The organism is Guyparkeria sp., from assembly GCF_046540515.1.
Classification (GTDB): domain Bacteria; phylum Pseudomonadota; class Gammaproteobacteria; order Halothiobacillales; family Halothiobacillaceae; genus Guyparkeria.
Map to the genome: position 1 here is coordinate 1 of NZ_JBKHFB010000056.1, position 12,162 is coordinate 12,162.

The 12,162-nt window shown below is 65.3% G+C and carries 13 protein-coding genes and 1 pseudogene; 8 read left to right on the forward strand and 6 right to left on the reverse strand.

Going from position 1 to position 12,162, the window contains the following annotated elements; genetic code table 11:
- Positions 1-239 precede the first annotated feature (239 nt).
- From ACLFRM_RS07265 to ACLFRM_RS07275, 3 genes are all read right to left on the reverse strand, one after another.
- Complete coding sequence (locus tag ACLFRM_RS07265) at positions 240-1,394, reverse strand: PilT/PilU family type 4a pilus ATPase (RefSeq protein WP_410755072.1); 1,155 nt, start codon at positions 1,392-1,394, stop codon at positions 240-242.
- Between the two features lie 118 nt (positions 1,395-1,512).
- A complete protein-coding gene (locus ACLFRM_RS07270) occupies positions 1,513-2,658 on the reverse strand; it encodes a PilT/PilU family type 4a pilus ATPase (protein WP_410755073.1) in 1,146 nt (381 codons plus the stop codon).
- A 131-nt stretch (positions 2,659-2,789) separates the two neighbouring features.
- Entirely contained in the window at positions 2,790-3,839 is a 1,050-nt protein-coding gene (locus ACLFRM_RS07275) for a type IV pilus twitching motility protein PilT (protein WP_410755074.1), read from the reverse strand.
- A 131-nt stretch (positions 3,840-3,970) separates the two neighbouring features.
- Between ACLFRM_RS07275 and ACLFRM_RS07280 the strand changes: the two genes are divergently transcribed.
- From ACLFRM_RS07280 to metW, 5 genes are all read left to right on the forward strand, one after another.
- Complete coding sequence (locus tag ACLFRM_RS07280) at positions 3,971-4,630, forward strand: YggS family pyridoxal phosphate-dependent enzyme (RefSeq protein ID WP_410755075.1); 660 nt, start codon at positions 3,971-3,973, stop codon at positions 4,628-4,630.
- 168 nt (positions 4,631-4,798) lie between these two features.
- Complete coding sequence (proC, locus tag ACLFRM_RS07285) at positions 4,799-5,638, forward strand: pyrroline-5-carboxylate reductase (protein ID WP_410755076.1); 840 nt, start codon at positions 4,799-4,801, stop codon at positions 5,636-5,638.
- A 59-nt stretch (positions 5,639-5,697) separates the two neighbouring features.
- Positions 5,698-6,249: a YggT family protein gene (locus ACLFRM_RS07290; protein WP_410755077.1), complete on the forward strand. Its 552-nt coding sequence runs from the start codon at positions 5,698-5,700 to the stop codon at positions 6,247-6,249.
- A gap of 26 nt (positions 6,250-6,275) precedes the next feature.
- Entirely contained in the window at positions 6,276-7,469 is a 1,194-nt protein-coding gene (locus ACLFRM_RS07295) for a homoserine O-acetyltransferase (protein WP_410755078.1), read from the forward strand.
- The gene (gene metW / locus ACLFRM_RS07300) at positions 7,466-8,071 is read left to right on the forward strand and encodes a methionine biosynthesis protein MetW (RefSeq protein ID WP_410755079.1); all 606 of its coding nucleotides are present in this window, start codon (positions 7,466-7,468) and stop codon (positions 8,069-8,071) included. The genes ACLFRM_RS07295 and metW overlap by 4 nt, the downstream gene beginning before the upstream one ends.
- 58 nt (positions 8,072-8,129) lie before the next feature.
- Here metW and ACLFRM_RS07305 read toward each other — a convergent pair whose 3' ends face one another.
- On the reverse strand, positions 8,130-8,729 hold the full coding sequence (locus ACLFRM_RS07305) for a class I SAM-dependent methyltransferase (protein ID WP_410755080.1): 600 nt from the start codon (positions 8,727-8,729) through the stop codon (positions 8,130-8,132).
- Positions 8,730-8,759: 30 nt separating this feature from the next.
- The gene (locus ACLFRM_RS07310; protein WP_410755081.1) at positions 8,760-9,221 is read right to left on the reverse strand and encodes a transcriptional repressor; all 462 of its coding nucleotides are present in this window, start codon (positions 9,219-9,221) and stop codon (positions 8,760-8,762) included.
- Positions 9,222-9,468: 247 nt separating this feature from the next.
- Here ACLFRM_RS07310 and ACLFRM_RS07315 point away from each other — a divergent pair, with 247 nt between their 5' ends.
- The 3 genes from ACLFRM_RS07315 to ACLFRM_RS07325 all read left to right on the forward strand — a co-directional run bounded on the left by ACLFRM_RS07315 (position 9,469) and on the right by ACLFRM_RS07325 (position 11,785).
- Complete coding sequence (locus tag ACLFRM_RS07315; RefSeq protein ID WP_410755082.1) at positions 9,469-10,494, forward strand: MBL fold metallo-hydrolase; 1,026 nt, start codon at positions 9,469-9,471, stop codon at positions 10,492-10,494.
- A 113-nt stretch (positions 10,495-10,607) separates the two neighbouring features.
- Positions 10,608-11,120: a YeeE/YedE thiosulfate transporter family protein gene (locus tag ACLFRM_RS07320; protein ID WP_410755083.1), complete on the forward strand. Its 513-nt coding sequence runs from the start codon at positions 10,608-10,610 to the stop codon at positions 11,118-11,120.
- Positions 11,120-11,785, forward strand: a complete 666-nt coding sequence (locus tag ACLFRM_RS07325) for a DUF6691 family protein (RefSeq protein ID WP_410755084.1) — start codon at positions 11,120-11,122, stop codon at positions 11,783-11,785. The genes ACLFRM_RS07320 and ACLFRM_RS07325 overlap by 1 nt, the downstream gene beginning before the upstream one ends.
- A 62-nt stretch (positions 11,786-11,847) precedes the next feature.
- On the opposite strand, the pseudogene ACLFRM_RS07330 reads toward ACLFRM_RS07325, so the two are convergent.
- Positions 11,848-12,162, reverse strand: a pseudogene (locus ACLFRM_RS07330) (hypothetical protein); the annotation flags it as partial.

A 12,162-nucleotide genomic window follows, 5' to 3' on the forward strand; every position in this document is an offset into this window, starting at 1 on the left:
GAACCCTCGTCTTAAGCTTGGGAAGCTTCTGCTCTACCATTGAGCTACACCCGCAAGATTGGCGTGTCCCGCAGACATTCCTGCAACCCTCGGCGCTTGGTCAGTCGACAGGGCCGATTCGACCGAGGAGCACCCGTTGGGGCGAGCCGGAAAGGTTACAGGAATAGCGGCGGAGCGCGTCGGGAACGATTATCCGGGCCAGCCGGTACAAACGCAAGCCGGTGATCGGTTGGCGGGGGTCAGTCCAGTGGCGGCAGTTCGTCGCTGTCCGACTTGTTGCTCTTGATGCCGCTGGAGTCGGCCGCGGCGGCCTTGAGCTCGTCCCGGCCGCTGCCAAAGCTCATCAGCCATTCCATGTTGCTGCGGCTGTCGGCGTTCGCCAGTGCCTCGTCGCGCGAGATCAGGCCCTTCTTGAACAGCTCCAGGATCGACATGTCGAACGTCATGGTGCCGGCCGAGGCGTTCTTCTCCATCGATTCCTTGATCGCGTCGACCTCACCGCGCTTGATCAGGTCGGAGACCAGCGGGGTATTGACCAGGATTTCCACAGCCGGCAGGCGCTTGCCGCTGCTGCCGATGATCAGGCGCTGCGAGATGATCGCCTTGAGGTTGAGCGACAGGTCCATCAGCAACTGGTCGCGCGATTCGGAAGGGAAGAAGCGGATGATGCGATCGAGCGCCTGGTTGGCGTTGGTCGCGTGCAGGGTGCTGATGCACAGGTGACCGGTGTCGGCGTAGGCCAGTGCATGCTCCATGGTCGGACGGTCGCGCACTTCGCCAATCATGATCACGTCCGGGGCCTCGCGCAGTGCCTCCTTGAGCGCGGCGGCGTAGGAGCGGGTATCGACGCCCACCTCGCGCTGGTTGACCACCGAGTTGCGGTGCCGGAAGGCGAATTCCATCGGATCCTCGACGGTGAGGATGTGCCCGGGGCGCGCCTCGGCGCGGTGGTCGATCATGGCCGCGAGCGTGGTGGACTTGCCCGAGCCGGTCGCGCCGACCACCAGGATCAGGCCGCGACGCTCGGTGACCAGGTCCTCGACCACCAACGGCAGGTTCAGGTCGGCCGCGCGCGGGATCTCGGCCTGGATGTAGCGAATGACCAGCGACCATTCGCCGCGCTGCATGAAGACGTTCATGCGGAAACGGCCGATGCCCGCACGCGACAGGGCGACGTTCAGCTCGAGGTTCTCGAGAAACTCGTCGATCTGGTGCTGGTTGAGCACCGAACGGGCCAGCTCCTCGACCTGACCGCTGCGCAGCCGGTCCTTGCCGATAAAGCGCATCTCGCCCTGGATCTTGATCGCCGGCGTGGTTCCCGTGGAGAAGTACAGATCGGAGCCTTCCTTGTCGGCGAGCAGCTTGAGGTAGGGTTCGAGGCTCAGTTGACTCATGGTGCGGGTCCTGTTCGGTTAGGGAAGGTCTGCACGAATCCGGTGCCACTCGGGGGGCGACTCACCACGTTCCGCAGGGCGCGTCTTGAGCCGGGCAGGGTTTGCCTTGGCGGTCGGGTCAGTCGGCCTCGACCTTGAGGTCGTCTTCGGAGTCGTCCTGACGGCTCTTGGGCAGGCCGCGCTTGCTCTCGAGCTTGATGCGCAGGCGCAGGTCGTTGACCGAATCGGCCTTGCTGATGGCCTCGTCGTAGTCGACCTGATTGCTGTCGTACAGGTCGAACAGGGCCTGGTCGAAGGTCTGCATGCCGAGCTCGCGGGAGCGCTTCATCACCTCCTTGATCTCGGAGACGTCGCCCTTGAAGATCAGATCGCCGATCAGCGGCGTGTTGATCAGCACCTCGACGGCCGGCACCCGGCCCTCGCCGTCCGACTTTCGCAGCAGGCGCTGAGAGATCACCGACTTCAGGTTGAGCGACAGGTCCATCAGCAACTGCTGGCGGCGCTCCTCGGGGAAGAAGTTGATGATGCGGTCGAGTGCCTGGTTGGTGTTGTTCGCGTGCAGCGTGGCCAGACACAGGTGGCCGGTCTCGGCAAACGCGATGGCGTGATCCATGGTCTCTCGGTCGCGTATCTCGCCGATCAGGATGACGTCGGGGGCCTGACGCAGGGTGTTCTTGAGTGCCGCGGCGAAGGAATCGGTGTCCACGCCGACCTCGCGCTGGGTGACCAGGCAGCCCTTGTGCTTGTGGACGAACTCGATCGGGTCCTCGATGGTCACGATGTGCCCGCGCGAGTTCTCGTTGCGATAGTCGAGCATGGCGGCGAGCGAGGTGGACTTGCCCGAGCTGGTCGCGCCGACGAAGATCACCAGACCCCGGGCGGTCATGGCGATCTCGCCCAGCACGCCGGGAAGCTTGAGGTCGTCGAAGTTGGGGATGTCCGAGCGAATCATCCTCAGGACCATGCCCTCGGAGCCGCGCTGCATGAACGCGTTGACACGGAAGCGCGCCACGCCGGGCAGGGCGATGGCGAAGTTCGCCTCGCGGGATTCCTCGAAATGGGCCACCTGCTTGTCCGTCATGATCGAACGGACCAGCATCTGTGTGTTCTCGACCGAGAGCTTCTGGTCGGTCAGGTGAACGATCTTGCCGTCGATCTTGGCCGACGGCGGGGCGCCGACGGTGACGAACAGGTCGGAGGCGTTGCGTTCGACGGCCCGCTTGAGGAGGGCCTGAACGTAGTTGGCTGCTTGCTGGCGGTCCATCGTGAGTTCCCGGCTTGCGTTACCCGCCTGGCCGGCCTCGGCCGGGCACGGCGGATCGAGTGGTTGGGAGCGGCATCGCGCGTGGCGATGGCCCGTGGTCGCGGCCGATGGCGCCGCCCCGCTCGTGTCGCTTACATGAAGTCGTTCTTGTTCTTCGCCCGGCCACGCGCCAGTGCCTTGGAAACGACGCCGCGATTGACCAGTTGCTTGAGGTTCTGGTCGAGCGTCTGCATCCCCTGTGCCTGGCCGGTCTGGATGGCCGAGTACATCTGCGCCACCTTGTTCTCGCGGATCAGGTTGCGGATCGCCGGGGTGCCCAGCATGATCTCGTGCGCCGCGACGCGCCCGCCGCTGATCTTCTTCAGTAGCGTCTGCGAGATGACCGCGCGCAGGGATTCGGAGAGCATGGCTCGGACCATGTCCTTCTCGGCCGATGGAAAGACGTCGATGATCCGGTCGATGGTCTTGGCCGCCGAGTTGGTGTGCAGCGTGCCGAACACGAGGTGGCCGGTCTCCGCCGCGGTCAGTGCCAGGCGGATGGTCTCGAGATCCCGCAGCTCGCCGACCAGGACCACGTCCGGATCTTCCCGCAGCGCCGAGCGCAGCGCGGAGTTGAAGCTGTGGGTGTCACGATGCACCTCGCGCTGGTTGACCAGGCATTTCTTCGAGTCGTGGACGAATTCGATCGGGTCCTCGACGGTGAGGATGTGGTCGTTGCGATGGTCGTTGATGTAGTCGATCATCGCCGCGAGCGTGGTCGACTTGCCCGAGCCGGTCGGGCCGGTGACCAGCACGATGCCGTTGGGGTAGTCGCACAGATCCTGGAACACCTTCGGCGCGTCGAGCTGCTCGAGGGTGAGCACCTTGCTCGGGATGGTGCGGAATACCGCACTCGCGCCGCGGTTCTGGTTGAAGGCGTTGACACGGAAACGGGCATGCCCGCGCAGCTCGAAGGAGAAATCGACCTCGAGGTTGTCCTCGTACTCCTTGCGCTGCCGGTCGTTCATGATGTCGTACACCATGGAGTGGACGTCCTTGTGCTCCATCACCGGCACGTTGACCTTGCGGATGTCGCCGTCGATGCGCACCCGCGGCTGCTCGCCGGCCGACAGGTGAAGGTCCGACGCACCGTTCTTGACGGTGAACATCAGTAGGGAGTCGATATCTCGGGATTCGGCCATGCGATCGTCCTTTGCGGGGGAGGCCCCGTTTCAAGTCCATTGGTGGTGCCTGTCGAGAGCCTAGAGGCCCATGGTGACGGGCCTCGGCCTTCGCTGCAGACAAGGTAAAACGAACACGCACAAGGTGCAACATGGGAAATCGAGAAAGCGCATATCGGGGCATCGTCGAGCGGATCGCCTCGGCCAGTGACGAGCGGCAGGGCGGCCCGGTCGCGGTGCGGCTGGTCGCCGTGAGCAAGCGTCAGCCGGTCGAGGCGATCCGCGCGCTGGCCGAACTGGGTCAGCGGGACTTCGGGGAAAATTATCTGCAGGAGGCACTCGACAAGCAGCCCGATCTGGCCGATCTGCCGCTGACATGGCATTTCATCGGTCCGATCCAGTCGAACAAGACCCGGTCGATCGCCGCGCATTTCGACTGGGTCCACAGTGTCGACCGCGTCAAGATCGCCCGCCGCCTGGGCGAGCAGCGCGACCCGGCGCTGGGGCCGCTGAAGGTGCTTGTCCAAGTGAACGTCGATGGTGAGACGAGCAAGTCCGGCGCCGAGCCGGTGGACGTGCCCGCCATCGTGGCGGCCTGCGCCGAGTACCCGACGCTCGAGTTGCGCGGGCTGATGTGCATCCCGCGGCCGGGGAACACGGCGGCCTTCGAGCAGCTCGCCGCGCTCAACCGGTCGCTGGCCGAACCGCTTCCCGACCTGTCGATGGGCATGAGCGGTGATTTCGAGGCGGCGATCGCCGCCGGCGCCACCATCGTGCGGGTCGGCACGGCCCTGTTCGGCCCGCGCGAGTGATGGCCACCGGCCTTGTCCGGTTGCCATTCGTGTTATTTTCTCAAGGCGGGTCTGCACGAATGCCATGCCGCTCCATGCGCCTTGATCACGAACGACGCGTCAAGCCAGTAGCATCGCATTCGTGCAGACCTTCCTTGATCCGTTCACGTACAGCAGGCAGGTGAGACAATGAACGCCTCGCGAATCGCTTTCATCGGCGGCGGCAACATGGCGGCGGCCTTGATCGGCGGCATGCTCAAGGACTCCCCGGCCGACGCACGGCCCTCGATCGTGGTGGCCGATCCCGATGCCGACCGGCGTCGTGGTCTGGCCGAGCGACTCGACGTCGAGGTCACCGAGGACAACCACGCGGCCATCGACGGCGCGCAACTGGTGGTGCTGGCGGTCAAGCCGCAGGTGATGCAGGACGTCGCCGCCGATCTCGCCCCGCATCTCGCGGCCGGCCAGCTGGTGGTCTCGATCGCCGCGGGCATCCCGGTGGCCGCCCTGGCCCGGTGGCTCGATGGTCATGCCGCGATCGTCAGGGCCATGCCGAACACCCCGTCGATGGTCGGTTGCGGCGCCACCGGCCTGTTCGCCGCCGAGGCGGTCAGCCGCGAGCAGCACAGCGATGCCGAGTCGTTGATGCGTGCGGTCGGCGTGGTGCAGTGGCTGGACGACGAATCGCAGATCGACGAGGTCACGGCGCTCTCCGGCAGCGGCCCGGCCTATGTCTTCTACCTGATGGAGTCGATGCAGGCGGCGGCCGAGGAGATGGGCATGGCGCCCGAGGTCGCGCGCCTGCTGACCCTGGAGACCGTGTTCGGTGCCGCCAAGCTCGCGCTGGCGGCCGACGACTCGCCGGCCGAGCTGCGCCGCCGGGTCAGCTCGCCGGGAGGGACCACCGAGCGGGCGATCGCCGCCCTGGACGAGGCGGGTGTGCGCGAGGCCTTCGCCCGTGCCATTCGTGCCTCCCGTGACCGCAGCCGCGAGCTGGCCGCCGATGTCGGCGAGCGCGCTGCGGATTGAGTCGATTCCAGTCGGGCGGCCCGTCGGTCGCCAACCATCAACCTGTCGAGTGATTTAAGATGAGCGGTAGCTTCGGTGATCCGAGCGTTTTCCTGGTCCGGGTGCTTTTCGAGCTGGTGGCCTTCGTCGCCTTCGCCCGGTATTTCCTGCAATTGTTCCGGGCGAACTTCTTCAACCCGGTCACCCAGGCGATCGTCAAGATCACCGACCCGGTGCTCAATCCATTGCGCACGGTGATCAAGCCGGTCGGTCGCCATGATCTGGCCGCGCTGGTCTTCGGCATCGTGATGGTGGCCCTGATGGTCTGGGCGATCACCGCCATGCAGGGTGTCGGCATGACCGGCACCGGCGTGTTCATCGGCACGCTCTATTTCACCTTCCTGACGATCACCAACCTGTTCTTCTGGACGATCCTGATCCGTGCCGTGGCCTCCTGGCTCGGCAACGAGCGCTCGCCGGGCGTGGCCTTTCTTTCCGATCTCACCGACCCGGTGGTCGATCCGGTCCGCCGCGTGCTGCCGCCGATCGGGGGGATCGACCTGTCGCCATTGGCCGTGCTGCTGATCATCCAGGTCTTGCAGATGGTGGTCGGCAACCTGCTGATGGGCTGAATGCCAACCGGGCCAAGAGGACGTTGATGAGCGAATCCATCGCAAAGAATCCGCCGGTCGACGGCGCGACGCACCAACCCGGGTCGGTCGGTCTGGTCGAGCCGCAGACCGCGCACATCGACACGCCGCTGCTGCTCGACTGTGGCCGACGCATCGAGGCCTACGACCTGGTCTACGAGACCTACGGCGAACTCAACGAGCGCGCCGACAACGCCGTGCTGATCTGCCATGCCCTGTCGGGCGATCACCACGCCGCCGGCCGGCACCGTCCCGAGGACCGCAAGCCGGGCTGGTGGGATACCGCCATCGGGCCGGGCAAGCCGATCGACACCGATCGCTTCTTCGTCGTCTGCGTCAACAACCTCGGTGGCTGCAAGGGGTCGACCGGGCCGTTGTCGGAGAACCCGGAGACCGGTCGCCCCTACGGCCCGGACTTCCCCATCCTCACCGTGCGGGATTGGGTCAACAGCCAGCACGCCCTGATGCGTCGGCTCGGTATCTCGCGCTGGGCAGCGGTCACCGGCGGCAGCCTGGGCGGGATGCAGGTGATGCAGTGGGCGATCAGCTACCCCGAGGCGGTGGCGCATGCCGTGGTGATTGCCGCCGCGCCGAAGCTCTCGGCGCAGAACATCGCCTTCAACGAGGTCGCTCGCCAGGCGATCATCACCGACCCGGACTTCCACGACGGACGTTACGCCGAGCACGGCGCGATCCCGCGGCGCGGCCTGATGCTCGCGCGCATGCTCGGTCACATCACCTATCTCTCCGATGACGCCATGCGCGCCAAGTTCGGCCGCGAGCTGCGTTCGGGAAAGGTGCAGTATGGCTTCGACGTCGAGTTCCAGGTCGAGTCCTACCTGCGCTACCAGGGCACCAGCTTCGTCGATCGCTTCGATGCCAACACCTACCTGCTGATGACCAAGGCGCTGGACTACTTCGATCCGGCCGCCGAGGCCGACGACGATCTCGCCACCGCACTGGCCCCGGCGACGGCACGCTTCCTGGTGGTGTCGTTCACCTCCGACTGGCGCTTCTCGCCGGCGCGCTCGCGCGAGATCGTCCGGGCGCTGCTCGCCACCGGCAAGTCGGTCTCCTACGCCGAGGTCGAGGCGCACCAGGGACATGACGCCTTCCTGATGCCGATTCCCTACTACCACCAGGTGCTGCGCGGCTATTTCGACAACATCGCCCGCCACGTGACCGAGGAGGCCGAGGCATGAACCGCCCCGACTGGGACATCGTCACCGGCTGGATTCGCGAGGGCGCCCACGTGCTGGATCTCGGCTGCGGCGACGGCGCGCTGCTGCGCCATCTGATCGCCGAGCGCAACGTGCGCGGGGTGGGCATGGAGGTCGACGACGAGCGGGTCGCCCGCGGCGTGGCCGCCGACCTGAACGTGATCCAGGCCGACCTCGACGACGGCATCCGCGAGTGGTTCGGAGCGAAGAGCTTCGATTACGTGGTCGTCAGCCAGACCATCCAGGCCATCCGCCATCCCGAGCGCCTGCTTGGGGAAATGCTCGATATCGCCTCCGAGGGCATCGTCACCTTCCCCAACATGGGTTACTGGCGCAACCGCTGGCAGCTGGGCGTGCAGGGGATGATGCCCACCACCAAGGCGTTGCCCAATCCCTGGTACAACACGCCCAACATCCACCTGTGCACCCTGCGCGACTTCGAGTCGCTCTGCGAGGGACTGGGGATCGAGATCCTCGATCGGGCGGTGGTCGACCAGAATCGCCGCAGCTCGCCGTTGCTGCGCGCGCTGCCCAACTGGTTCGGCGAGCACGCGATCTATCGTATCCGTAAGAGAGTCGTGTGAGACACGCCGGGAAAATGGCTCTCGCCGTCTCTCAAGGTGCGCTGCCTTGGGGCGGGGGTTATTCCTTCACGGCACGGTGAACGGTGTAGGTCTTGCCCTGCTTGACCTTGTCGTAGTTGCCGAACTGCTCCTTCATCGTGCGCTTGAAGTACTCGCGCAGGCCGTTGATCGACACGAACCAGACTTCGCCGCCTTGGTTGAGGCCCCGCCAGGCGTCGAACAGCATGATCTGCCACATCTCCTTGCCTACCTTGGCCGGCACGTTCGAGTAGAGTCGGTCGAACCCCTCGCCATCCACCGCCGAGAGGCCGTTGGACAGACGCGCCTCGGCGTTCGCCAGCCGGTTGCGCCCGAGGTTCCCCTGGGCGTAGTCGACCGCGACGAAGTCCTTGTCCAGCAGGATCACGCGGCCGTCCGGGCAGGACTTGGCCATGGCCGCGCCGATGGGGCCATAACCGCAGCCCAGATCGACGATGATGCTTTTCTCCGGCGGGATCGGGGTGTGCTCGAGCAGCAGGCGGGTGCCGGCGTCGATCTCGCGCGGGGAGAACAGGCCCCAGGTCGAGTGCAGTGTCAGACGCTGGCCGAGCAGTTCGCAGTCGATGATCTGGTCGCGGCGCAGGGCGTCGATGGTCTTGGCGTTGGGCGCTGGGCTCATGCGGGGGTATCGCTTGCTCAATGAAGGGGGTCAGTGCTGGTTCCGGCAGGCGCGGCAGAGGCCGCGCAGCTCGATGACAGCCGAACGGCGGGCGAAACCCGTCTCCTTGGCGAGTTCCTCCAGCGCGGCGTGCACGGTCGTGCTGCCTTCCTCGTGGATGTCGCCGCAGCGCTCGCAGATCATCAGGATGGCCTGGTGGGGTTCCTGCGGGTGATCGCAACCGATGAAGGCGTTGAGGCTCTCGATGCGATGGATCAGGCCTTGCTCGAGCAGGAAGTCCAGCGCCCGGTAGACGGTGGGCGGCTTGACCTGCCCGCCGTGCTTCGAAAGGCGCTCGATCAGATCGTAGGCCTTGGTGGCCTCGTGGTTCGACCAGACTTCGCGCAGCACGTCGCGCCGGATCGGCGTCAGGCGCGCCCCGGAGCGCGCGCAAATCTGCTCCGCGCGGGCGAGGGCGTCGTCGATACACTGGTCATGGTTGGCGCAGGACATGAAATCGCATTAACCGGCTGTCGATGAGGCATCATAGTGTAGTTGCCCGACCTCATGGACAGAAGCAGACTTGACGTCGGATCAATAAAGTCGATCGCCGGAACGTTGAATTTTCGGGGCATGGCGATCATTATTTAGAAACAGCTAATAAACGCGGCCTGCTCGTCCGCGGATCGGACCCGTTGTCGACGGGCGGTCTGGCGTAGCATTCCCGGAGACGAAAGCGGGCTCACTGGAGGAGAAGGCAATGGAATTCAAAGAGCAATTCCTGGTATCGCGCCGTCGTTTCTTGCGCAACATCGGGCTGACTGCCGGCGTGGCGGCCGCTCCCTTGGCATGGTCCTCTCGGGTGTTCGCCGAGGAGGAGCTGGTGATCGAGGGACCGGAGATGCCGGACATCCCCGCCACCGAGATCACCGACAACGTCTACGTCATCGTCTCGCCCTGGGGCTTTCCCTCCGAGGAAAACCAGGGAATGATGAGCAACGTCACCTTTGCCATCACCGAGAAGGGTGTCGTGGTCATCGACAGCGGCGCCTCGTTGCAGATCGGTCGCATGGCCCTGCGCCAGATCCGCAAGTTCACCGACAAGCCGATCGCCGCAGTGTTCAACACGCACTATCACGGCGATCACTGGCTGGGTAACCACGCCTTCGTCGAGGAGAATCCCGACGTGCCGATCTACGCCCACGAGCGCACCGCGTCGGCCATTCGCAGCAACCAGGGTGACTTCTGGGTCAGCCTGATGGAGCGTTCGACCGGCAACGCGATCGAGGGCACCGTGGTCACGCCGCCCAACAAGGACGTCGAGCACGGTGACGAGATTGATTTCGGCGATCTCACGGTTCGGGTGCATTTCTACGGCACGGCGCACACGCCGTCGGACATCAGCCTCGAGTTGGTCGAGAAGAAGATCGTCCACGTGGGCGATATCGCCATGAACAACCGCATCGCCTTCATGGACGATGGCAGTTTCCAGGGCACCTTCAAGGCCTTCGACAAGCTCGAGGAGGCGGTTCCCGACGCCTACTGGGTGCCGGCTCACGGCTTCCCGGCCCACGACCTGATCGAGCACAACCGCACCTTCTTCAGGGGCATCTACGAATCCGCCGAAAAGGCAGTCGAAGACATGGCCGGTCCGGATCAGGCCAAGGCCTACGCGCTCGAGGACGATCGGGTCAAGCACTACGCCCCGATGACCAGCGGATTCAACGAGAACATCGGCAAGTACGCGTCGCTGGCGTTTCTCGAGGCAGAGGCGGAAGCATTCTAGCGACCCGCCACGGCGGAGATCCGCCACCCGACAATGAATGTCGACGGGCCCGCCGGACAGGCGGGCCGCAGGGATTGATTTGCAAACGCTGATTCCAGGAGGTCCAGCAGGGAATGTCTTGCCAGGTCAGGCCGTTATGGCCCCCCTTCGTCGCCGGCATCGTGCTCGGTCTGGTCGTCTTGCTCACCTTCGTGCTGGTGGGCAACGGCATGGGCTCGTCCGGCGCCTTCGCCCGAATCGCCACCGAAATCGGTCTGCAGGTGGCGCCCGAGGCTACCCGTGATAACGCCTATCTCGCCAGCATGGCCGATGGCTTTCCGCTGGCGGCGTGGATCGTGGTGGCCGCTGTCGGCACCCTGATCGGTGCCATCCTGGCCTCGGTTTCCTCGGGTCGCTTCCGCTTCAAGGTGGATCGTGGCTCGGGCCGCATCGGCGTCGCGCCGCGGCTGCTGTTCGCCCTCGGGGGAGGCCTGCTGGCTGGTTTCGGCTCCCGTCTGGCGGCTGGCTGCACCAGCGGCGTGGGTCTTTCAAACACTGCCATGCTGGGCGTGGCGGGTTTCGTCTTCCTGATCGTGTTCTTCGTGATCGGGATACTGATCAGCCTGTTGATGCGGAGGGCCTGGTAATGGATTACGGCACCGCGGGTACCGCACTGGCCACCGGCCTGCTGTTCGGCTTCGTCCTCGAGCAGGCCGGCTTTGGCTCCCCCTGCAAGCTCACCGCCCAGTTTCGCCTGACCGACTGGTCGGTTTTCAAGGTCATGTTCACTGCCATCATTGTCGCCGCGATCGGCATCCTGCTGCTGCAGATGAACAACACCTTCGACTCGCAGGGCTTCTATGTGGCCGAGATGTATCTCTGGGGCACCGTGCTGGGGGCCGCGCTGATCGGCGCCGGATTCGCCATCGGTGGATACTGTCCCGGCACGTCTGTCGTCGGTCTCGGCAGCGGTCGGATCGACGGCCTGGTATTCATGCTGGGCATGGTCATGGGCGTCTGGGTTTTCGCCATGGTCTATGACAGCGCGTTCATCCAGACCATCGTCAACGCGACGCCGATGGAGGCACGCACCGTGACCGAATGGCTGGGTGTGTCGCCGTGGCTGGTGGTGATCGCGATGCTGTTGATGCTGGCCGGTGGCTTTCTCGTCGGTCGGGCGCTCGAGCAACGCAGCCACGGTGTCTATTCCGCCGAGGACATTACCGAGGGTCGCGATCCCGGCGAGGGTGACGACCTTGGCCGCGATCTCGGCCGAGAGGCGAGTGCCGCGCGACGCGGCGAGGCTGACTGAGTCGACAGGATGTAGCGATGTGCCGGCCCGATAGTCGGCCACTCTAGTCAAAGGAGAATGGATCAGATGGATTCGAAGAAGATCGTCCGACAGGCGCGTGCCCGTCGAGCACTCAAGCTTTCCATGCCGGCAATGGCACTCACCGTCGGCGCTTCGCTTGCGGCGACCACCATGCTGCCGATGTCGGCGGCGGCGCAGACGCGCGGCGGCAATCCCTGCGCCCCGTCGTCGCGTGGCGGCAATCCCTGCGCCCCGTCGTCGCGTGGCGGCAATCCCTGCGCCCCGTCATCGCGTGGCGGCAATCCCTGCGCCCCGTCATCGCGTGGCGGCAATCCCTGTGCCCCGTCGTCGCGCGGCGGCAATCCCTGTGCCCCGTC

What these genes read in the sequence shown, in the direction of transcription:
- ACLFRM_RS07265 (WP_410755072.1), bottom strand. Translation starts at nt 1,394, where the DNA reads ATGAGTCAACTGAGCCTCGAACCCTACCTCAAGCTGCTCGCCGACAAG.
- ACLFRM_RS07270 (WP_410755073.1), bottom strand. Translation starts at nt 2,658, where the DNA reads ATGGACCGCCAGCAAGCAGCCAACTACGTTCAGGCCCTCCTCAAGCGG.
- ACLFRM_RS07275 (WP_410755074.1), bottom strand. Translation starts at nt 3,839, where the DNA reads ATGGCCGAATCCCGAGATATCGACTCCCTACTGATGTTCACCGTCAAG.
- ACLFRM_RS07280 (WP_410755075.1), top strand. Translation starts at nt 3,971, where the DNA reads ATGGGAAATCGAGAAAGCGCATATCGGGGCATCGTCGAGCGGATCGCC.
- proC (WP_410755076.1), top strand. Translation starts at nt 4,799, where the DNA reads ATGAACGCCTCGCGAATCGCTTTCATCGGCGGCGGCAACATGGCGGCG.
- ACLFRM_RS07290 (WP_410755077.1), top strand. Translation starts at nt 5,698, where the DNA reads ATGAGCGGTAGCTTCGGTGATCCGAGCGTTTTCCTGGTCCGGGTGCTT.
- ACLFRM_RS07295 (WP_410755078.1), top strand. Translation starts at nt 6,276, where the DNA reads ATGAGCGAATCCATCGCAAAGAATCCGCCGGTCGACGGCGCGACGCAC.
- metW (WP_410755079.1), top strand. Translation starts at nt 7,466, where the DNA reads ATGAACCGCCCCGACTGGGACATCGTCACCGGCTGGATTCGCGAGGGC.
- ACLFRM_RS07305 (WP_410755080.1), bottom strand. Translation starts at nt 8,729, where the DNA reads ATGAGCCCAGCGCCCAACGCCAAGACCATCGACGCCCTGCGCCGCGAC.
- ACLFRM_RS07310 (WP_410755081.1), bottom strand. Translation starts at nt 9,221, where the DNA reads ATGTCCTGCGCCAACCATGACCAGTGTATCGACGACGCCCTCGCCCGC.
- ACLFRM_RS07315 (WP_410755082.1), top strand. Translation starts at nt 9,469, where the DNA reads ATGGAATTCAAAGAGCAATTCCTGGTATCGCGCCGTCGTTTCTTGCGC.
- ACLFRM_RS07320 (WP_410755083.1), top strand. Translation starts at nt 10,608, where the DNA reads ATGTCTTGCCAGGTCAGGCCGTTATGGCCCCCCTTCGTCGCCGGCATC.
- ACLFRM_RS07325 (WP_410755084.1), top strand. Translation starts at nt 11,120, where the DNA reads ATGGATTACGGCACCGCGGGTACCGCACTGGCCACCGGCCTGCTGTTC.